This window comes from Sphingomonas sp. 179-I 2A4 NHS, from assembly GCF_045369135.1.
Lineage (GTDB): Bacteria > Pseudomonadota > Alphaproteobacteria > Sphingomonadales > Sphingomonadaceae > Sphingomonas.
Genome location: NZ_JBIQFL010000001.1, coordinates 292,269 through 312,667, shown reverse-complemented (window position 1 = coordinate 312,667; position 20,399 = coordinate 292,269). Strand labels below are relative to the sequence as shown.

The 20,399-nt window shown below is 67.7% G+C and carries 17 protein-coding genes; 6 read left to right on the top strand and 11 right to left on the bottom strand.

The window, feature by feature from the left end; genetic code table 11:
• Positions 1 to 80: 80 nt before the first annotated feature.
• Both ACH0CP_RS01410 and ACH0CP_RS01405 read right to left on the bottom strand, forming a co-directional pair.
• Positions 81 to 2,120, bottom strand: a complete 2,040-nt coding sequence (locus tag ACH0CP_RS01410) for a prolyl oligopeptidase family serine peptidase (RefSeq protein ID WP_406875399.1) — start codon at positions 2,118 to 2,120, stop codon at positions 81 to 83.
• 61 nt (positions 2,121 to 2,181) lie between these two features.
• Positions 2,182 to 3,426 (bottom strand): dipeptidase, encoded by a 1,245-nt coding sequence (locus ACH0CP_RS01405; RefSeq protein WP_294445013.1) that lies wholly within the window; start codon positions 3,424 to 3,426, stop codon positions 2,182 to 2,184.
• A 172-nt stretch (positions 3,427 to 3,598) separates the two neighbouring features.
• On the opposite strand from ACH0CP_RS01405, the gene ACH0CP_RS01400 reads away from it, so the two are divergent.
• A complete protein-coding gene (locus ACH0CP_RS01400) occupies positions 3,599 to 3,895 on the top strand; it encodes a hypothetical protein (protein ID WP_294445014.1) in 297 nt (98 codons plus the stop codon).
• 24 nt (positions 3,896 to 3,919) lie between these two features.
• Here ACH0CP_RS01400 and ACH0CP_RS01395 read toward each other — a convergent pair whose 3' ends face one another.
• From ACH0CP_RS01395 to ACH0CP_RS01380, 4 genes are all read right to left on the bottom strand, one after another.
• Positions 3,920 to 4,198: an acylphosphatase gene (locus tag ACH0CP_RS01395; protein ID WP_294445015.1), complete on the bottom strand. Its 279-nt coding sequence runs from the start codon at positions 4,196 to 4,198 to the stop codon at positions 3,920 to 3,922.
• Positions 4,199 to 4,229: 31 nt separating this feature from the next.
• Complete coding sequence (locus ACH0CP_RS01390; RefSeq protein WP_294445016.1) at positions 4,230 to 4,880, bottom strand: peptidylprolyl isomerase; 651 nt, start codon at positions 4,878 to 4,880, stop codon at positions 4,230 to 4,232.
• A 102-nt stretch (positions 4,881 to 4,982) separates the two neighbouring features.
• A complete protein-coding gene (locus ACH0CP_RS01385) occupies positions 4,983 to 6,374 on the bottom strand; it encodes a M20/M25/M40 family metallo-hydrolase (protein ID WP_294445018.1) in 1,392 nt (463 codons plus the stop codon).
• A gap of 465 nt (positions 6,375 to 6,839) precedes the next feature.
• Entirely contained in the window at positions 6,840 to 7,370 is a 531-nt protein-coding gene (locus ACH0CP_RS01380) for a hypothetical protein (protein WP_294445019.1), read from the bottom strand.
• Between the two features lie 84 nt (positions 7,371 to 7,454).
• On the opposite strand from ACH0CP_RS01380, the gene ACH0CP_RS01375 reads away from it, so the two are divergent.
• Positions 7,455 to 7,826, top strand: a complete 372-nt coding sequence (locus tag ACH0CP_RS01375; RefSeq protein ID WP_294445020.1) for a PRC-barrel domain-containing protein — start codon at positions 7,455 to 7,457, stop codon at positions 7,824 to 7,826.
• A 31-nt stretch (positions 7,827 to 7,857) separates the two neighbouring features.
• Here the strand turns inward: ACH0CP_RS01375 and uvrB are convergent, their stop codons facing one another.
• Entirely contained in the window at positions 7,858 to 10,050 is a 2,193-nt protein-coding gene (gene uvrB, locus ACH0CP_RS01370) for an excinuclease ABC subunit UvrB (RefSeq protein ID WP_406875400.1), read from the bottom strand.
• 106 nt (positions 10,051 to 10,156) lie between these two features.
• Between uvrB and ACH0CP_RS01365 the strand changes: the two genes are divergently transcribed.
• Together ACH0CP_RS01365 and ACH0CP_RS01360 are read left to right on the top strand one after the other, a co-directional pair.
• The gene (locus ACH0CP_RS01365; RefSeq protein WP_294443330.1) at positions 10,157 to 11,503 is read left to right on the top strand and encodes a M20 family metallopeptidase; all 1,347 of its coding nucleotides are present in this window, start codon (positions 10,157 to 10,159) and stop codon (positions 11,501 to 11,503) included.
• A complete protein-coding gene (locus tag ACH0CP_RS01360; RefSeq protein WP_294443331.1) occupies positions 11,503 to 11,814 on the top strand; it encodes a hypothetical protein in 312 nt (103 codons plus the stop codon). The genes ACH0CP_RS01365 and ACH0CP_RS01360 overlap by 1 nt, the downstream gene beginning before the upstream one ends.
• A gap of 14 nt (positions 11,815 to 11,828) precedes the next feature.
• Here ACH0CP_RS01360 and ACH0CP_RS01355 read toward each other — a convergent pair whose 3' ends face one another.
• The gene (locus ACH0CP_RS01355) at positions 11,829 to 13,013 is read right to left on the bottom strand and encodes an MBL fold metallo-hydrolase (protein ID WP_294443332.1); all 1,185 of its coding nucleotides are present in this window, start codon (positions 13,011 to 13,013) and stop codon (positions 11,829 to 11,831) included.
• A gap of 143 nt (positions 13,014 to 13,156) precedes the next feature.
• Between ACH0CP_RS01355 and ACH0CP_RS01350 the strand changes: the two genes are divergently transcribed.
• Positions 13,157 to 14,236 (top strand): GNAT family N-acetyltransferase, encoded by a 1,080-nt coding sequence (locus tag ACH0CP_RS01350; RefSeq protein ID WP_294443334.1) that lies wholly within the window; start codon positions 13,157 to 13,159, stop codon positions 14,234 to 14,236.
• Here the strand turns inward: ACH0CP_RS01350 and ACH0CP_RS01345 are convergent.
• Positions 14,211 to 14,873 (bottom strand): TetR/AcrR family transcriptional regulator, encoded by a 663-nt coding sequence (locus tag ACH0CP_RS01345; protein WP_294443335.1) that lies wholly within the window; start codon positions 14,871 to 14,873, stop codon positions 14,211 to 14,213. The genes ACH0CP_RS01350 and ACH0CP_RS01345 overlap by 26 nt on opposite strands.
• A 114-nt stretch (positions 14,874 to 14,987) precedes the next feature.
• Here ACH0CP_RS01345 and ACH0CP_RS01340 point away from each other — a divergent pair, with 114 nt between their 5' ends.
• A complete protein-coding gene (locus ACH0CP_RS01340) occupies positions 14,988 to 16,058 on the top strand; it encodes a phosphotransferase family protein (protein ID WP_294443336.1) in 1,071 nt (356 codons plus the stop codon).
• A gap of 19 nt (positions 16,059 to 16,077) precedes the next feature.
• On the opposite strand, the gene ACH0CP_RS01335 is transcribed toward ACH0CP_RS01340, so the two are convergent.
• Positions 16,078 to 17,316: a serine hydrolase gene (locus ACH0CP_RS01335; protein WP_294443337.1), complete on the bottom strand. Its 1,239-nt coding sequence runs from the start codon at positions 17,314 to 17,316 to the stop codon at positions 16,078 to 16,080.
• Positions 17,250 to 20,273 (bottom strand): TonB-dependent receptor domain-containing protein, encoded by a 3,024-nt coding sequence (locus tag ACH0CP_RS01330; RefSeq protein ID WP_294443338.1) that lies wholly within the window; start codon positions 20,271 to 20,273, stop codon positions 17,250 to 17,252. The genes ACH0CP_RS01335 and ACH0CP_RS01330 overlap by 67 nt, the downstream gene beginning before the upstream one ends.
• Positions 20,274 to 20,399: the final 126 nt, after the last annotated feature.

Sequence of the window (20,399 nt, the reverse complement as noted above, 5' to 3'; positions counted from 1 at the left end):
CCATAGCGAGGCGGTGGGGGGAACCCAAGTCCCCCCCTCCTCACACCATCACCCCGGCTCCAGGCCGGGATGACGAGGTGTTATTGGTCAGCGGGCGCCTTGCCGGTCCACTTGTCCATCCAGCCGATCACCTCGCGGTACCATTGGCGCGAGTTCTTCGGCTTCAGCACCCAGTGGTTCTCGTTCGGGAAGACGAGCAGGCGCGAGGGGATGCCGCGACGCTGGAGCGCGGTGAAGGCGGCAAGGCCCTGGGTGTAGGGGATGCGGAAATCCTTCTCGCCGGTGATGACGAGCTGCGGCGTCTTCCACTTGGCGACGTGGTGGACGGGGTTCCACTTCTCGAAGGCCTCTGGGTCCTCGTAATAGGTCTTGCCGCCGTGCTCCCACTCGTCGAACCAGAGCTCCTCAGTCTCGTACGCCATGGCGCGCGCGTCGAAGACGCCGTCGTGCTGGACGATGCACTTGAAACGATCAGGCCACTGCCCCTCGATCCAGTTCATCATATAGCCGCCGTAGGACGCACCGAGCGCGCAGGCGTTATCCGCGTCGAGCCAGGTGAACTTGGTGGTCGCGGCGGAGAGGCCCTTCTTGAGGTCCTCCAGCGGCCACCCACCCCAATTGTTGCGGATGCTGTCGGTGAAGGCCTGGCCGTAGCCGGTGGAGCCGTGGAAATCGACCGCGACGAGGCCGTAGCCCGCGCCGGCGAACACCGCCGGATTCCAGCGGTAGGACCAGCTGTTGTTGCTCGATCCCTGCGGGCCGCCATGGACCATGTACGCGATCGGCACCTTGCCGGTGCTATTGGCGGGCTTCACCGCATAGCCCCAGACGGTGTCGTTGTTTGCGCCGGTGAAGCTGAACCGTTCAACGGTCGGCATGTCGATGCCGGCAAGCTTGGCGGCGTTGACGTTGGTCAGCCGCTGCGGCGTGCCGCTCCCGGCGACGCGGTAGAAATCGGCAGGGGCGGTGAGCGAATCGAGCGCGATGATCGGCCCCGTCGTCGTCACGGCGACCGCGCCGACATGGCCCTGCTGTGTCAGCCGGGTGACCTGGCCCGTACGCGCATCGACGCGGAACAGCGGCGTTTCCTGCGTGTCATCGGCCGTCACGTAGAGCGATCGCGAGTCGGGTGCCCAGGCGATCGAGCCGACCGAGCGATCCCACTTTTCGGTGAGCGACGTCATGCGACCGGTGGCGAGATCGCGCAGCATCAGCACTTGGCGGTCCGCCTCATAGCCGGGGCGGCGCATGGCGAACCAGGCGAGCGTGCGGCCATCGGGCGAGACGACCGGCTGATTGTCTGTCGCCTTGTTGTCGGCCGTGAGGTTCACCGGTGCGCGACTCCCGTCCGCGGGCACCTCGAAGATGTCGAGATTGGTCGAGGTCGACTCGATCCGCCCGGCCTCGCGAAGCGCGAAGTATAGCGTCTTGCCGTCAGGGCTCCACGACACTTCCTCCGCGCCGCCGAACGGCTTGGAGGGCGTGTCGCCGACGAGGATCCCGACCACCGCCTTGCCGTTGCCGCGCGCGCCGGCAGCGGTCAGCGGCAGGACGAAGAGCTGCGACCTCTTGCCGTCGCTCCACGTATCCCAATGGCGCACGAACAGCTGGTCATAGGTGCGGCCCGACCCGGCGTCCGCGCGCTTGCGGATCATCGGCTCCTCAAGGCTGGGTGCGCCCGGCAGGCGGTCCGCCCACACGACGATCTTGTCGCCGGTGGGCGCGACCTTGAAGCCGTTGAAGCCGCCCTTGAAGTCGGTCAACCGGCGCGGCGTGCCGCCGGTGACGGGGACGGACCAGATCGCATCGTCCATCGCGAAATAGACGGTGTTGCCGACGATCTGCGGATCATTCTCGTCCTTCTGCGGATCGGCGAGCAATTTCTCCGGTGCGGCGCCGGGCTTCGTCAGATCGAGCCGCCACAGATCGAAGCGGCCGCGATCGGCGTCGAGATCGGTCTCGCGCTGCGCCCAGACCATCCAGCGGCCATCCTTGGAGACGGTCGGCGTGCCGATGCGGCTTAGCATCGTCAGGTCTTCGATGGTCATCGGGCGGGCTGCAGCAGGAAGGGCAGCGGCGGCGGCGAGCGTGATGAGGCTCGCGGAAAGGAACATCCTCATGGCCGCGAACTAAAGCAGATCGTTACCGTTGCGACAACTCGGCTGTTGCCCGCTGCCCACGCTAGTTGCGGCCGATCGCGTCCACCGGCGGCTGCCCGGCAGAGGCCGCGGCGATGGCCTCCGCCCGCTCCATCACGCGCAGCACATTGCCCTGCGCCAGTGCGGCGAGATCAGCATCGCTCCACCCGCGGCGGGCGAGTTCGGCGAACAGCTGCGGGTAGCCGTCAACGCCCGTCATATCCTCGGGCGCGGTGCCGTTGATCCCGTCGAAATCGCCGCCGAGGCCGACCGCACCCTTCCCCGCGACGCGGGCGATGTGATCGACGTGATCGGCGATCGTCGCTGCCGTCACGCGCGGCATCGGGTGCGCCGCATCCCAGGCGACAAGCGGTGCAGGCGCCTTCAGCCCATAGACATCCGCCGGCACGCCCTGCGCCTTGGCAAAGGCGGTTCGCTCCGCATCCCAAGCGCGCCATGGCGCGGAAGCGAAGGCGGGATAGAAGTTCACCATCACCACGCCGCCTGCCTCGCCGATCCGGCGCAGCAGCGCGTCCGGAATGTTGCGCGGCGCATCGGCGATGGCGCGCGCCGAGGAGTGGGAGGCGATCACCGGCGCCTTCGACACGTCAAGCACCGCAGCCATGGTCGCATCCGATACATGGCTGACGTCGACGATCAAGCCGATGCGGTTCATCTCGGCGACCACCTGCCGCCCGAAATCGGAAAGGCCGTTGGCGCGCGGCGCATCGGTGGAAGAATCCGCCCAGTCCAGGCTCTTGCCGTGCGTCAGCGTCATGTAGCTGACGCCCAGCGCCTTCATCTGGCGCAGGACGGAAAGCCGCGCGTCGATCTGATGGCCACCCTCGATCCCGATCAGCGAGGCGATCCGCCCGGCTTTCTGCGCGCGGCGGACGTCGGCGGCGGTGGTCGCCAGCACGAAGACATCGGGGTGCGCGGCGACGAAGCGGCGCACGATGTCGATCTGCTCCAGCGTCATCTCGACCGCGCGGGGGCCCTGCGCGTCGGCCGGGATCCAGACCGACCAGAACTGGCCGCCCACCCCGCCGCGGCGCAGGCGGGGAATGTCGGTCTGCAGCGGCCGCGGCAGCGCGGCGGTGTCGCGCGACAGATCCAAAGCCTCGACCTTCGCATCGTAGCGGTCGCGGATTTCCCAGGCGAGATCGTTATGCCCGTCGATCACCGGCGTCCGCTCCAGCAGCCGCGTGATCCGCGGCGGCACCGGGGGCGGCGCCGGCGCGGCGACGGACGCGGCCTGGGCGGCAAGCAGGATGGCGATCAGCGACATGGAACCCCCCTCGATCGGCCGACGGAACCATCGACCCCAAGCTGCAGTTGATACACCGCGCGGCCGAAAGGACGAGCGAATTGGATGTGGATCGCGCTTTACGCGCCGGCTGCATCATGATGGCCCCGCCGCGCCCGCGACGGGGCTTGTTTTTTGGGTGAGTATTCGACGAATGACCGTGACTTTGCGCCAGATTGCGCCAGTTTCCGATGTTACTATCTTGCCCTTTGAAGAATATGCCCCCACTTGCGCGGAAACAGACGCGCAGGACTATTCGGTGGAAGATAAAGAGTATTTCTACAAGCGCGCGGAGAGCGAGCTTGAGATGGCGCAGCGCACGATCGTTCCGGAAGCGGTAAAGGCGCACTATACTTTGGCCGGCTATTATCTGGACAAGGTCTATAACGACGATCAGGCGCCGGCGGCGAACGACGCGGGACCGGCGCTGGGCAACGCATCCGGCAGCTGACCGGCGCGTGATGCGCGCGGCCAATCAATGAGTCGCGCGCTTCTCGAACCCTTCGAAGGTTTCCGGCGGTGCATCGTCATGCACCGCCACGGCATCGACGCGTGACGCGGGCGAGCCCTGGCGCGCCTTGGCGAGCGCAGCCTCGACCATCTCGCTTGGCCCCTCGATCACTGCCTCGACGGAATTGTCGGCGCGGTTGCGAACCCAGCCGCGGATGCCAAGGCCCCGCATCTCCTCCACGAACGAGGCGCGGTAGAAGACGTTCTGGACACGGCCAGTGATGACGAGGCGGCGGCGGATCATGCGTCAAGAACGCGATGCCCGCCCAGCCGGTTCATCCGTCCTTGCGCCCCTCCAGCAGCCAGGGCCGCGGCCGCCCGGTGGGCTTCGGCTTGCCGTCCAGCCGCACCGCGCGTTTCACATAGACAGGCTTCATCAGCAGCGTGCCGTTCATGCCCCCGCCGGTCGGCTGGGCAAGGATCCGCTTCACCACATCCTGGCCGGCGACAACGCGGCCGAAGGCAGCATAGCCAGGATTGTCCTTCTTCCAGTCCATCCACGGCATCGGGCCGACCGCGATGAACCAGTTTCCGTTGGCAGAGCCCGGCGGCCCGCGCCGCGCCATGGAGATCGTCATGTCGAGATGCTTTATCCCCGTCTTGGCGGTGGATTCATGCGGGATCATGTCGAGGAAGCGGCGTGCATCGGTGCGGATGCCGGACTGGACGAAGCCCATTTGCGGCGCCTGCTTGCTGCGCGCGACGCGATAGAAACTGATCCCGTCGAACCGCCCGTCGTCAACGTAGCGCATGAAATTGGCGGTCGTCTCCGGCGCGCGCTTCGCATTCAGCGCGAGGACAATGTTGCCGAGCACCGTCTCCAGGCGGACGCGCACGAAGCCCGGCGTCGGCCGGTCCGCGCGCTGCGCTGCCGCGGGCGTGATGGTGGCGGCGAGGAGGGCGAGGATCAGAACAAGCGTACGCATCGACCCGCTAGGTAGCGCCGCATCAGCGGCGGCGCCACCGGATCGCTACGGCTTATCCGCCTCGTGCCGGCGAAAGCCGGCGCGAGGTGAATGCGGGGGAGCTTACTTCGAAAGGTCGGTGAAGACCGAGCGGTAGTAGCGCACGGCCAGCGGCACGTTGTCGATTGGCGCACGCTCATTCAGGCCGTGGCTGAAATCATCCGATTCCTTTACGAAGATCGGGCTGATGCCGTAGCTGGGGATGTTGACCGAGCGGAACCACATGGAATCGCTCGCGCCCGCGGACATGGAGGGGAAGATCGGCACGCCGGGGCGGATCGCGCCCATCGCCTTCTTCACCGCGCCCACCACATCGGGCCGCAACGGCGAGGCATCGGTGGGGTTCGAGCCTTCGGTGACGTCGGTGAACTTCACCGCCGGGTCAGCCGCGACACGGCTGAGCTCGGCCATCACGTCAGCCGGCTTCACACCCGGGAAGATGCGGCAATTGATGTTGGCGGTGGCGCGCTGCGGCAGCGCGTTCAGCGCGTGACCGCCCGAGATCATCGTCGCGACGCAGGTGGTGCCGATCTGCCCGACATAGGCGGGACTCGCCGTCAGCGTCTCGATCGCCTTCTGGTTGGTCGGATCGGCGGCGAACGCCTTCATCGCGGCGCCGAGTTCGGGCGTCTGGCGCGGTGCCACGCCTTCGAAATAGCCCTTGGTGATCGGGCTGATCTGCGGCTTGAAGCGGTACGCGCCGATCTTCGCCAGCGCATTCGACAGCTGGACGATCGCATTGTCGTGCCGCGGGGCGGAGGAATGGCCGCCGGGGTTCGTCACCTCCAGCTGGAAATCGGCATAGGTCTTCTCGGCCGCGCCGATGGTGAAATATTGCGGGCGACCGTCCTCGCCATAAAAGCCGCCGCCGCCATCGACGTTGAGCGCCATCTCCGCGCCCTTCAGCCGGTCGGCGAGAATCGAGGAGGTCTTCATCGTCGTCTCCTCGTCTCCCGAGAAGGCGAGCACGATGTCGCGCCGCGGCTTCACGCCGGCGCGCTTCATGTCGATCAGCGTGGCGACGACGAGCGCCATGTCGAGCTTCATGTCGGTGGCGCCGCGGCCATAGAGATACCCGTTCTCGACCACCGGGGTGAAGGGATCGCGCTGCCAGTCGGCGGGCTTCGCCTCCACCACGTCGATATGGCCGGAAATCACGATCGCCGGCGCCTTGGGATCGCTGCCGCGCCAGCGGGCGATCAGCATCGCGGTATCATCCACCGGCTCGACAATGATGTCGGCCGCTGGGAAGCCGCCAGCGACGAGCTGCTGCTTCAGATAGTCGGCGGCCGCGCGCGTCTGGTTGCCCTCCCCGCGCACGGTGCGGAAGGCGATCAGCTTCTGCGCGATTTCCAGGGCCTGCGCGTCGGCAGGGGAAGTGGCCGGTGTTGCCGCGTGAACGGGTAGCGCCGCCGCCATCATGGCCAGCGCCGCCAGCGTCGTGATCGTCTTCATGTGCGTACCCCCCGAATATGCTGCGACGCACGCTAACCGTTGCCGGGGGTGGGCGCCAGATGCGAGGCGCCGGATATGATGGGTGCCAGATATGAGAAGAGGTTGCCGAGCAGCCGCACCTGACTGCCCGACAACCCCTAAACATGGTCAGCGGCCGGAGAGCTCCAGCCCGGGAGACCATGCGAGCCTCTTCACCTCATTCAACCCGGCGTTGACTGGGGGAGAATACCCCCCGCCAGGCTGCGGTGGTGGTTAGAAGCGCGTCCCCCGAACGAACTGAACCGACCCCATTGCTGAACCATGAGACATCGGATCACCTCCTTTCGCTGGTTGATAACGATCGTGGCCAGCGTGGCCACGGACGCAATCTGAGTCGTTTGGCGATGCGAAACAAGTCTTGTTTTCACACCGGCTTTGCACGATCCTCTTTCGCCTTGCCGGAAGACCGCGCCGACGCGCGGTGCCTCAGCGGCAATCCTCGATCACCCGCCCGACTTCCGGATAGGCCGGCACCACCAGCGTCGGCGCGCCGGCCTGCTCGATCACGAAGCGGCCGCGGCTGAACGCCATGGCATCGAGCAGTTCGTCTCGGGCTGCGAGATCGGCCGCGACGTAAGGAGGCGTGCCCCCGGTCGGCCGCACCGGAACCGCGCGCGTCGTGCTGCTGGTGCGCACCGTGAACGCCCCCGTCGCCTGGCCCGGGCGCGACAGATAGAGGCGCCGTGCAGCCAGATCGCAGCGCAGCACCAGCCGCGCATCCTGCCCCGCCTGGCCGAACAAAGCGCGGCCGCCGCGCGCGTCCTTTTCATAGCGCCACGTGCCCGGCGTGATCGGCCAGTCGCGCCAGTCCCCGGCCAGTGGAGCCGGGGCCGGCCTCGGCGCGGGCGGCGGAGGCGCGGGTGACGGCGGCGGCGGGGGCGGCGCATCGGTCGGCGGGGCGACGCAGCCGGCGACGGCGAGAAGCAGGGCAGCGGACAGAAGCGGAAGATGACGCATGAGGCGCACCCTAACGCCCCCGACGCACGGCTCAACCGGAACCGGCGCAGGGGCAGAGCGGTTCAGCGCGGCAGGGAGATGTTTATGGCCGCTGCCGACACGCAAACTCTGCTTCTGATCGAAGCATCGCTCGCCTCGACCATGCGGGTGGAAAGCCGCGACGGCGACAAGATCGGCCATGTCTCCGCCTTCATGGTCAACAAGCGCAGCGGGCGCACGACCCATGCGGTGCTCAGCCTCGGCGGCTTCCTGGGCGTTGGCAAAAGCTATTACCCGCTGCCCTTCTCGCTGCTGCAGTTCGATCCGGTGCGCGACCAATATGTCGTGACGATCGACCGCCGCCTGCTGGAAGGCGGCCCGAGCTGGGCGAACAACGCGCCACACTTCGACCAGGCCTATGCCGATCGCGTCGCCAGTTACTATGGCGTCACCGGCGAGGATCTGTCGCTGGGCTGACCCCTGAAGACAGTGGCGGCGCGGCGAGCGGCTAGCGCCGCTTCGCCATCCTGATCGCCTGCTGCTTGCCGAAGCGCGTCTTGCGCGTGCCCGGCTTGCCTTCGTTGCTGCGGCCCATCAGCGGCGCCTTGTGCTCCTGCACCGGCAGGCCAAGCTCCTCCTGCTCCAACGCACGGATCTCGTCGCGCAGGCGGCCGGCTTCCTCGAACTCGAGGTCTGACGCGGCCTTGCGCATCTTCTTCTCGAGTTCCTCGATATAGGCGCGCAGATTGTGGCCCACCATGTGCGGCCGTTCCTCGTCGCCCGTATCGATCAGCACGCTGTCCTGGTTCGATACGTGCGCGATGATGTCGCCGATGTTGCGCTTGATCGTGGTCGGCGTGATGCCGTGCTCTCGGTTGTACGCCTCCTGCTTCTCGCGGCGGCGCGCGGTTTCGTTCATCGCCCGCTCCATCGAGCCGGTGATACGATCGGCGTAGAGGATCACGCGCCCGTCGACGTTGCGCGCCGCGCGGCCGATCGTCTGGATCAGCGAGGTCTCGGAGCGCAGGAAGCCTTCCTTGTCGGCATCCATGATGCACACGAGGCCGCATTCGGGGATGTCGAGGCCCTCGCGCAGCAGGTTGATGCCGATCAGCACGTCGTACACGCCGAGCCGCAGGTCCCGGATCAGCTCGATACGCTCCAGCGTCTCGACGTCGGAGTGCATGTAGCGGACCTTCACGCCCGCCTCGTGCATATATTCGGTCAGGTCCTCCGCCATCCGCTTGGTCAGCGTGGTGACGAGCGTGCGATAGCCGAGCTCCGCGGTCTTGCGGCACTCGACGATGCAATCCTGCACCTGTTCCTCGACCGGGCGAATCTCGACCGGCGGATCGATGAGGCCGGTCGGGCGGATGACCTGTTCGGCAAAGGCGCCGCCGGTCTGCTCCATCTCCCAGCCGCCCGGCGTCGCCGAGACACTGACGGTCTGCGGGCGCATGGCGTCCCATTCGTTGAAGCGCAGCGGGCGGTTGTCGATACAGCTCGGCAGGCGGAAGCCGTATTCGGCCAGCGTGATCTTCCGACGATGGTCGCCGCGCGCCATTGCGCCGATCTGCGGGATCGTCTGGTGGCTCTCGTCGACGAACAAGAGCGCGTTCTCGGGCAGATATTCGAACAGCGTGGGCGGTGGCTCGCCCGGCAGGCGGCCGGTGAGGAAGCGGCTGTAATTCTCGATGCCGTTGCAGCTGCCGGTGGCGGCGATCATCTCCAGATCGAAATTGGTGCGCTGCTCCAGCCGCTGATGCTCGAGCAGCTTGCCCTCCGCCTCCAGCTCCTTCAGCCGCTCCGCCAACTCGTGGCGGATCGCCTCGGTCGCCTGCTTCATCGTCGGCCCGGGGGTGACATAGTGCGAGTTCGCATAGACCCGCACCGAGTTCATGCTCGCCGCCTTCTTGCCCGTCAGCGGGTCGAACTCGACGATCTCCTCGATCTCGTCACCGAAGAAGCTGATCCGCCACGCTGCATCCTCGAGGTGCGACGGGAAGATCTCCAGATTGTCGCCCTTCACGCGGAAATTGCCGCGCTGGAAGGCCGCATCGTTGCGTTTGTACTGGAGCGCGACGAGCTTCCTCACGATCTCGCGCTGATCGACCGTCTGGCCCTTCTTCAGGTCGAAGATCATCGCCGAGTACGTCTCGACCGACCCGATGCCGTAGAGGCACGAGACAGAGGCGACGATCAGCACATCGTCGCGCTCCAGCAGCGAGCGGGTGGCCGAGTGGCGCATCCGGTCGATCGCCTCGTTCACCGAGCTTTCCTTCTCGATGTACGTGTCCGACCGGGGAACGTACGCCTCGGGCTGATAATAATCGTAGTAGCTGACGAAATACTCGACGGCATTCTCGGGGAAGAAGCTCTTGAACTCCCCATAGAGCTGCGCCGCCAGGATCTTGTTCGGCGCGAGGATCAGCGCGGGGCGCTGCAATTCCTCGATCACCTTGGCCATGGTGAAGGTCTTGCCCGATCCGGTGACGCCAAGCAGCACCTGGTCCTTCTCGCCCTGCCGCGCCGTATCCACCAGTTCGCGGATCGCGGTCGGCTGGTCGCCGGCGGGCTGGTAATCCGAGACAAGCTTGAACCGGCGGCCGCCCTCGACCTTTGCTGGGCGGTTGGGGCGGTGTGGCACGAACGCCGCGTCTGTCTGAGGTTCGTCGAGGGTCGTGCGGATCTGGATCGCCATGTGGAGAATATGGGGTGGAACAGGTGCGAACGGAAGGTGGCACTGCGAAGCCGCTTCACCACGCCGCGCGGCTGGCTATGGTGCGCGCAAACAACGGGGGATTCGCATGCGCCGCACCTTTATCGCCGCTCTTCTGGCCGCAGCTGCCACGCCGGTCGCCGCAGCGCCCGATTACCAGGCGCAGGTGAAGGCGGATTACGATCGCGATCTCGGCAAGCTGTGGGATCAGTTCCACCGCAATCCGGAGCTCTCCTTCCGCGAGACGAAGACGGCGGCGATCATGGCGGCGGAACTGCGCAAGGTGCCGGGCATGCAGGTGACCGAGAAGGTCGGGCAGACGGGCGTCGTCGGCGTGCTGAAGAACGGCGCGGGGCCAGTCGTGCTGGTGCGGGCGGACATGGACGGGCTGCCGGTTGAGGAAAAATCCGGTCTGCCCAATGCCTCGAAAGTGCGCCAGGTGGGCGTGGATGGCATCGAAACGCCGGTAATGCACGCCTGTGGGCATGACACGCACATCGTTGCACTGATTGCGACGGCGCGCCGCCTCGCAGCGATGAAGGACCGGTGGAACGGCACCGTCGTCTTCATCGCCCAGCCGGCCGAGGAGCGCGTCGGCGGCGCCAAGGCGATGATCGCGGATGGCCTGTTCACGCGCTTCCCCAAGCCCGAGTACGCGCTCGCCTTCCACGTCGCCGCAGCGATGGAGACGGGCAAGGTCGCGGCCGGCGAGACGATCCAATATTCATCGTCGGATTCGGTCGACATCACGATCCCCGGCGTCGGCGCGCATGGCGCGAGCCCGCACATGGGCAAGGACCCGGTCTACATGGCCTCCCAGCTCGTCATCGCGCTGCAGGGCCTCGTCAGCCGCGAGCGCGGGCCGCTGGCGCCGGGCGTCATCACCGTCGGCTCGTTCCATTCCGGGCTGAAGCACAACATCATTTCCGACGAGGCGAAACTGCAAGTGACGGTGCGCGCCAATGACGAAGCGACGCGCGCGCAGCTTCTCGCCGGGATCAAGCGGGTCGCCGCAGGGATCGGAGCGCTGAACGGCATGCCGGCGGACAAGATGCCCGTGGTGACGGTGAGCGAAGGCACGCCGACGACGATCAACGACACACCGCTCGCCAAGCGGCTGAACGCAGTGATGGTCGAGACGATGGGCGCCGACAATGTCGTGCCGTTCGAGCAGATGGGCATGGGGGCGGAGGACTTCGCCTATTACGTGCAGCCCGACACCGGCGTGAAAGGCTATTTCTTCGCGGTAGGCGGCACGCCCCGCGCGGCATTCGAGGCGGAGAAGAACGGCGGCCCCGCCGTCCCGTCGCACCATTCGCCGCTGTTCAAGATCACGCCGGAACCCGTTGTCGTCACCGGCGCGACAGCGATGACCGCCGCGGTGCTCGACCTGCTGAAGCCGGGCGCGACGCCCACGCCGGCGGCGGCGCAGTGATGCGCGCGCTGCTCATCCTGCCGGTGCTGCTGGCGGCCGGCTGCGACGTCACGCCGGATGCGGGGGACGTCGAGCGCGTCCGCCGCGGGACCGAGGCGGTGAAGGCTGAGCTGAAGCAGCCCGAAACCGCGCAATTCAAGAGCGTCGAGGCCTATGGCGATGCTGTCTGCGGCGAGGTCAATGCGAGTCTCGGGATGGGCCGCACCGGCTACGAACGGTTCATCGTGAAGGACGGCAAGGTGACGCTGGCGTCGCAGCTGCCGACCGACGCCGCGATGGACGATCGCTGGGCTGCCGACTGCCGTCGCTGAAGCGGCGCGCGGCGCTACTGCAGCGCCTGGACCGCGGGGGTGGATAGCGCCGGGGCGATCCGAGCCTCGTCCAGCCGCGCCGGCGCCGCATAGGGCGGCACCTCAACCGGTGTGCCAAACCCGGCGGGGGCGAAGCGGCCAGCCTCCACGCCGGTCGCGCGGAGCAGCGCGGCGAGCATGCGCGGCGGGGTGTCGCGTGCCTCGTAGCTGAGGCGGAACGTGCCCCAATGGATCGGGATTGCGTGCGACGCGCCCAGCCGGTTGAACACGCGCACCGCATCCGCCGGGCCGATGTGACTACCCGACCCCATCTGGCCGGGCGCGAAGCGGAACGCCCCGATCGGGATCAGCGCCAGCCGGACGGGCCCGAGCGCTGCGGCCTCTGCCGGCCAGCGCCCGTCGCCAAGCCCGGTATCGCCGGCGAAGAAGAGATTGCCGCCCGGCAGCCGAACGGTGAAGGCGGACCACAAGGCGCGGTTGCGATCGGTGAACCAGCGGCTGCCCCAATGGTGGTTGCGCACCACCGCCACCTCGACATTCGGGCGGATGCGGACCCGCTGCCCCCAATCGAGCGCCGTCGCCTTCACCCCCGCCTGGCCGATCACGCTGTCGTTGCCGAGGCTGGTGACAATCGCCGGCCGATCACGCTCCCACAGGCGCCTGAGCGTTCCCTTGTCGAGATGGTCGTAATGATTGTGGCTGACGAGGACGAGATCGATCGGCGGCAGATCCTCGAAGCGGATGCCGGGCGCCGCCACGCGGCGCGGGCCGAAGCCGAACGGGCCGGCGGTGTCCGACCAGACAGGATCGGTCAGGATGTTCAGCCCCTGCGTCTGCACCAGCACGCTGGCGTGGCCGACCCAGGTGGCGACCATGCGATCGCCGGCAACGCGTGTCGCCGGCCGCGTTGGCGTGACCGGCACCGATGCCGGCCAGGCGGGGCGACCGTCGCTCCCCGTCAGGAAGCGCAGCAGGAAGCCTTCGCGGCTGCCGCCGGTCGGCGGACGGGCAGTATCGGCGTCATTGTCAGGATTGAAGAAGCGGGCGCCGTTGAAATGGTCGGTGACCGGGCCTTCGTAATAGATGCGATCGAGGAAGCGCGGCACGATCGCGATGGCGAGCCCCAGGCCCACGCACAGGAACAACAGCGCCGTTCCCGCCACCTTCAGGATCGCACCCAAACCGATTCCCCTCCTCATCCCTGATCCACCCGCGTCACGACCGTCCTTTACCGCGGGCCGAAGCGCTGCCAACGCGCGGGCGGGCCGATCGGCGCATCGGGCGGATCATTAACCCCGATTTGGCAATACCGCGGTAACCACGCAGGTCTATGGCAGGCACGATGACGACGATGCTGGACTGCGACGATGTCGAGCGCCTGTGGCACCCGGTCCATGCCTCGATCGTCAGCGGCTTGCCTCCGGCGATCGACGAGGTTGCCGAATCCGCCCCTCCCAGCCACGCCTTCCTGCGCCGCGCCTGGTATGCCGCCGCGCTCGCGGCCTATGGCGGCGAGGCGCGCACGCTGACGGTTCAACGCGACGACCGGGCGGTACTGGCGCTGCCGATCGTGCCGGTCGGCCCGCGGGCGCTGCGCGGCGCGGCGGTGCCCGGCTGCTACTGGCCGTTTCGCGGCTTCCCGCAGGCCGAGGATGCGGGGCCGGACGTGGCAACCGCAGCGATCGCCGCGCTCGGCCGGCGAGTGCGCGCGCTGCGCATCGGCCCGGTCTATGATGGCGATGTCGCAGTGACGCCGCTCATCGACGCGGCGCGCGCCAGCGGCTGGACGGTGCTTGCCCGGCCGATCGCCACCAGCTTCCTGCTCGACATGGCGGCGGCGCAGGCGGAGGGCACCTGGCCGCGCAATTCGACGCTGCGCAAGAATCGCTTCCACGAGAAGCACCTCGCCGAACATGGCGCCTTGGGCTGGCATTTCCTGTCAGGCAGCGACTGGCCGGGCGCGTTCGACGATCTTGCCGCCGTCGAGTGGAGCAGCTGGATCGCTGCGCGCACCGACGGTCGCGACGCGAAGTTCACCCGCACCGGGCATGGCGCCTTCTGGCGCGCGGCGGCGGCGGACCCGGTGCTCGCCACGATGTTCCGCGCCGCGCTGCTCACCGTCGACGACCGCCCCGCTGCCTTCTCGTTCGATATCGATTGCGGCTCGCTGAAATATGCGATCGCCAACAGCTACGATCCGGCCTTCGCCAAGCATTCGCCCGGCAAGCTGCTGTATTACCGCAACCTCGTCGAGGCGCTGGGACGCGGCATCACGACCGTTGACTGGGGCGCGGGTGACAGCGGGTACAAGCGCACCATCGGTGCGGCGGAGGGGCCTGCGATCCGCGACTGGCTGCTGCTGCGCCCCGGGCTTCCCGCGGCGTTTGCCCCGGCGATCAGGCAGGTCTGGCGGGGCCGGTAAGGATCGCCTCGACCGCGTCGATCATCCCCTCGGTCGCGACCGGTTCGCCCCAATAAGGGTGATCGGGCCCTGCCCCGGCATCGCGCGCCGCCTCGCGCGCCGCCAGCAGCGTGCGCAGCGACAGGCCGGCGAACAACAGCCGCTGGTTCACCAGCGCATGCGGCAAGTGCGACAGCAGGCGATGGAAGTGCGAGACGCAGCGCACATAGCCTTCGGAATGCTCGCCGCCCGCCCATTGATCGAACATCTGGCGCCGCTCGGTCTGCATGCTGGTCATGAAGCGGAAATAGGTTTCACCCTCGCCCGTCTCGCCGGACAGTTCGGCATTGGCAACGACCAGGGCGCGCACCACGTCCCGCAGCGACAGCTCGCCCTTTGCTTCCGCGTCGTCCAGCATCCGCATGCGGATCTGGTCGATGATGTCAGCGCCTTCGACCACCAGTTCGCGCAGCAGATCGTCCTTGCTGCCGAAATAATAATGGACCGCGGCGGCGTTGCGCTGGCCGGCGGCCTCCACGATCTCGCGCATGCCCACCGCAGCGATGCCGCGCTCGGCGAACAGGCGGCGCGCGGCGCGCTTCAGTTCGTTGCGGGTGGTGCCACCGCGGCCGGCGGATTGGGGACGGGCAAGGTTCATGCGGCGGCAGCATCGGGCAAGCGGGCGTCCGGTTCAAGTCACATGGCTTAGATTGACGCTTGCCCCCTCGCCCTTATGGTAATTCGCACGACTTAAAAGAGCGGGGAGCGGACCATGGCAGCACTGGCGCACGACCGGGAGGCATGGCGCGAGCTGATCGATCTGGGCACGCTCGCGCGCTGGATGGACGGCCAGGGCCTCGGCACCGGGGCGCCGATCGAGAATGCCGATACGCTTGGCGGCGGCACGCAGAACATCCTGCTGCGCTTTGATCGTGCCGGCCGCACCTATGTCATGCGTCGCCCGCCGCGCCGCCCGCGCCCGGAAAGCGACGAGGTGATGCGCCGCGAGATGAAGGTCCTGTCCGCGATCGCCGGATCGGACGTGCCGCACCCCGGCTTCATCGCCGGCGAGGGCGATCCCGCGGTGCTCGGAACCGCCTTTTACCTGATGGAGCCGATCGACGGGTTCAACGCGACGGTCGGCCTGCCGCCGCTTCATGCCGGCAGCGCGGACGTGCGCCGGCAGATGGGCGAGGCGATCGTCGACGGCGCGATCGCCCTGTCGCGGATCGATCCGCATGAGGCGGGGCTCGACGACCTCGGCAAGCTCGACGGGTGGCTCGAACGCCAGGTGCCGCGCTGGCGCGCGCAGCTCGACGGCTATGCCAAGTTCGAGGGCTGGACCGGGCTGGAGGCGCTGCCGGACGTGGAGGCGATCTGCACCTGGCTGGAGGCGAACCGTCCGACGACGATGCAGCCCGGCCTGATTCACGGCGACTATCACCTGTCGAACGTCATGTACCGGCCGGATTCGCCCGCGCTGGCGGCGATCGTCGACTGGGAACTGGCGAGCCGCGGCGATCCGATGCTCGATCTCGGCTGGCTCACCGCCACCTGGCGCGATCCGGACGAGGAGAACCAGCGGGTGTCGGTGACGCCGTGGGATGGGTTCCCGAGCCTGGGCGAGATCGTCGACCGCTATCTTGCCGCCACCGGGCGGAGCGCGGCGGATGCGCGGTGGTACAGCGTCCTCGCCCCGTTCAAGCTGGGCGCGATCCTGGAGGGAAGCCATGCGCGCGCCTGCGCCGGCCTGACGCCCAAGCCGATCGGCGACGCGCTCCACGCTCACACCATCTCGCTGTTCGAACGCGCGCTGCGCCGGATCGACAAGCCGCTGCTGTGACCGCCGGAGGATCGGCGGGTTACTTGCCGGCCGCCAGCCGTTCCTCGGTCAGCGACAATGCCGATCGCGTGCCGGCTTCCTTCGGCACGTCGGTGGCGAAATAGACGACGCCGGTGCCGCCGGCGCGATCGACCCACAGGCCGGATTGCAGGCCGTAGGCCTCGCCGGCGTGGCCGATGCGCATGCGGCCGTCGCCGACCGGATCGTCGCGGCACATCGGCAGCGGCGTCGCGGTGAAACTTACCGCCAGGCCATAGCGGCAGTTGAAGCCACCGGGCTGAACGCCGCTTTCCGCCTCCTCGTTCTGCACGCCGTTGCGGCCGTCGAACGTCCATTCCGGCGTCGCCAGCACCGCCATCGAGGCAGGTGTCAGCAGCCGCACGCCATCCACGGCGCCGTCGTTCAGCAGCAGCCGGCCGATCGTGGCCAGCCCGCGCATCGAGATGCGCAGGCCGCCTTGCGGCGAGAACATCGCGCCGTTCACGCCCGGCCGCCACGTCGCCAGATCGCACGATCCATCGCGCGCCGGGGTGACGGGGCAGCCGGCGATGAACGCCGGCTCGTCGCGCACCGCCTTGCCCTGGTCGTACAGCACCACCGCCCGAGCCTTCGCCGCCGGGCTGCATCCTGCCCAGTTGAAGCACGCATCGAGCTTCAGCGGCGCCAGCACCAGCCGCTGCATCAGCCGGTCGAACCGCTCACCAGTCGCGCGCTCCATCACCGCGGCGACCACCGGGAAGTTGAAATTGGTGTAGCGGAAGAAGGTGCCAGGCGCGTGGGCGGCATCCCAGGCCCGCGGATCGCGCACCTTCTGCTCCAGCACATCGTCGAGCGGCAGCACGTAATCCGCTGCATCCGTCAGGCTGGAGCGGTGCGACAGCAGCAGGCGCAATGTGATCGGCACATCGGGAAAGGCGGGGTTGCGCAGCCGCCAGCCGAGCCGGTCCGACACGTCGGCATCGAGATCGAGCAGGCCCTGCTCCACCAGCCGCATCACGCCAATCGCCGTCACCAGCTTGGAGATCGACGCAACGCGTACCGGATCGTCCGCGGTTACCGCGCGGCCGGTCTCGCGGTTCGCGAGGCCAGTGACGGCAACCGCCGTCTCGCCGCGCCGGTCGAACGCCACGCGCACCGTCGCGATCGGAGCCGCAGCCTGGGTCGCGGCCGCAGCGGCAAGGGCGAGGAGGATCAGAACTTCGTCTCCACGCTGATCGTGAACGACCGGCCGCGCGGGTCGGCAACGCGCGGCTCCCACGAACTGCCGGCGCCGGTGTTGCCATCATAAGTGATGGCGAACGGTGGATCCTTATCGAACAGGTTCTTCACGCCCAGCGTCAGCCGGTATCCGGGGATCCCGGTCCAGGCGACGGCGGCATTGTAGATGACGTAATCGTCGACGCGCGGGTTGAAGCCCGGCCGCGTGATCGCGCCCGATGCGATGCCGGGCAGCGCCTGGTTCTTGTAGCCGTGGCGGAAGATCTGCGTCAGCGAGACGAGGAAATCGTCGTTCTGGAAGCTGACGAAGGCATTGTGCTTCCAGCGCAGGCTCAGGTCGCCAGCGAAGGTGAAGACGCCGATCTGGCTCGGGCCATAGTCCGCGGTGGGCGTCAGCTTCTCGCGCCGTTTCAGCAGATACGTGCCGTCGAGCCCGGCGAGGAACCGGCCGCCCGCTGCCTCGACGCCGCCGCGCAGCGCCACCTCAAGGCCCTGCGTGCGGCGCGATCCGGCGTTCAGCCAGCGATTGTCGATGATCTCGATCTCGCCAGTCGCATCGCGAATGAACGCGTCCGGGAACAGCGCGGCATTCTCCACCAGCTGGCGCAGCGTCAGTACCTGGATCGTGTTGTCGACGTTGATCACCCACCAGTCGACCGAGGCGCTGAACATCGGCGCCGGCTGGATCACCACGCCAAGGTTGAACTGCTCCGCCGTCTCCGGGCCGAGATCGCGCCGGCCGCCGGTGTAGATCGCCGGGCGGATGATCGCGCAGGCGGGGTTGGTGGTGTTGGGGACGCCGCCGGGGCAGCGCACCGGATCGGCCAAGTCACTGCCCGAATAAGGCGAATCGGTGATGCCGTTGAAGATCTGGTTGAACGACGGCACGCGGAAGCTGGTGTTGTACGATCCGCGGAACATGATCGCGTCGATCGGCTGGAAACGGAACGAGACCTTCGGGTTCGTCGTGGTGCCAAAGCCAGTGTAATCGTCGACGCGCACCGCGCCGGTGATGTCGATCATGTCACCCAGCGGCACCAGCAGCTCGGCATAAGCCGCCTTCACGTCGCGGTTCACGCGATCGAGCGCGTTGATATTGTCGAACGCGGCGTTGAAGATCACCGGCGCGGTGGCGATCGCGGCGGGCGAGCCGTTGAACGAATAGGTTTCGCGGCGATAATCCGCGCCTACCGCCAGCTGAACGTCCCGGCCCCAGATGCTGAACAGGTCACCCGCGACGGAGGCGTCGAACTGCCGGATCTCGTACTTGCCGCCGTAGAGCGTCACGCCCCGCGCCGAGACGGCGTCGAGCGCGGCAAGCCCGGCGGCGCTCTGGTTCAGCGTGAAGGGATTGATGAGGCCGCTGTTCAGCACGCCGACGAGGCCCGGCGCACTTGCCCCCGGCGCGGTCGGCGCATTGGGATCGATCGCGCCGTTCCCCAGCGTGCCACGATAATGATAGCCGGTGCCGAGCACGGACGACGCCTCGCTCTTCGCGTAGGACGCGCCGGCGTGATAATCCCAGCTGCCGAACAAGGGCCCTTCTGCCGCGGCATAGACGCGCAGCGTATCGACGTCGGTTTCGTACTCGCGCACGTCGCAGGCGATGCAGCGCCAGCGATAGCCGATCGGCTTGCCGTAATTGGCGGCAATCGCCGGGAATTGCGCAGCGATCGCGTTGAACACCTGATTGTAGGTGTCGCGGGTCAGATCGTTGAGCGGGAAAGCGACGGGCAGCGCGGCGGTCGCACTGGTCGTGTTCCCGCTGATCTGGTTGTTCGAGAAGCTCTTGGCGGATTTGGCGCTCGACCCTGACACTTCGAGTGAGAGTTCATGCTCGCCGCCCAGCCGCGCGGCGGCGCGGGCGTAATAGGTCAGCGTCTCGATCGGCTGCTGGATCACCGCGGCGCGACCGGTATCCCAGGAACAAGCGTAGCGCGCCGAGGGCACGTTCCACAGCTGCTCGTCATAGGCCATGCCGCCGTCGACCGAGCCGCATCCGGCCCCGCCCGGCAGATCGAGCGGATTGATGCCGCCGTTGGCCAGCTGCGTCGTGCCGGGGAACACCAGCCCCGGCAGCACGGTCGCGCCCGTCGTCCCGCCGAGCAACGTGCCGCCCGGGAAGAACGCGCCACTCGGGTTCAGCGGGAAGGCGGTGGCGATCGGCGTGCCGCGCGTGTCGACCGAAAGCCCGCGCTCCGGCTGGTTGCCGTTGACGAAGGCCCGGTCACGCCCGCGCAGAATCTGGTTCCACGAATAGGACACAGAGCCCATCACGTTGAAGCCCTGGTCGTCTAGGTCGCCCCAACCGGCGATGCCTGACAGGCGATAGATGTTGCCGTTGCCCTGCTCGGTCACATCGGTGAAGCCCTGCAGGCCGAGGCCCTTATATTCCTTGTAGGTGATGAAGTTGATCACGCCGCCGACCGCATCGGTGCCGTAGATCGCGGAGGCGCCGTCCTTCAGTACCTCGACGCGCTCGATCGCCGCAAAAGGCACCTGGTTCACGTCAACCGCGCCGCCCGTCAGGCCGTGCGCGGCGAGGCGCCGCCCGTTCAGCAGCACCAGCGTTCCCGCCGACCCCTGCCCGCGCAGGTTCGCCGCTGACAGCCCGTTGGTGCCGCGTTGCGCGCCCGAGGTAACGTCGCCGTTCGAGGCGAGATTGTCCGCGCCGGTGCCGTTGGTCGACAGGAAGTTGATCAGCTGTTCGGGATTGCTGATCGAATTGCGGCCAAGCTCCTGCGTGGTGATGATCTGCAGCGGGAGCGCGCTTCGGTTCGGATCCTGGCGGATGCGCGATCCGGTGACGAGGATGTCGCCGCCGCCCTCGGCCTGGCCGCTTGAGGAGGCATCCGTCGCCGGCGTGGCCGCGCCGGTGGGGGTGGCGGCTTCCGGCGTACCCCCGGTCGTCACCTGCGCGATCGCGGCCCCCGGCAGCATCGCCGCCAGCGCCACGCCGGACGCAAGGATCGCCTGAAGTGCGGAACGCTTGACCATTATTCCCCCCGTCGGCCGCTCCCCCAGCGGCGCTGGGCGCATAGCAACGAAATTGTCATCCATCGGCAAGGAGAATTTGCGCAGCCGCAGCATTTTCGCGCGTCCGGCGCCAGCAGCACACCCGGA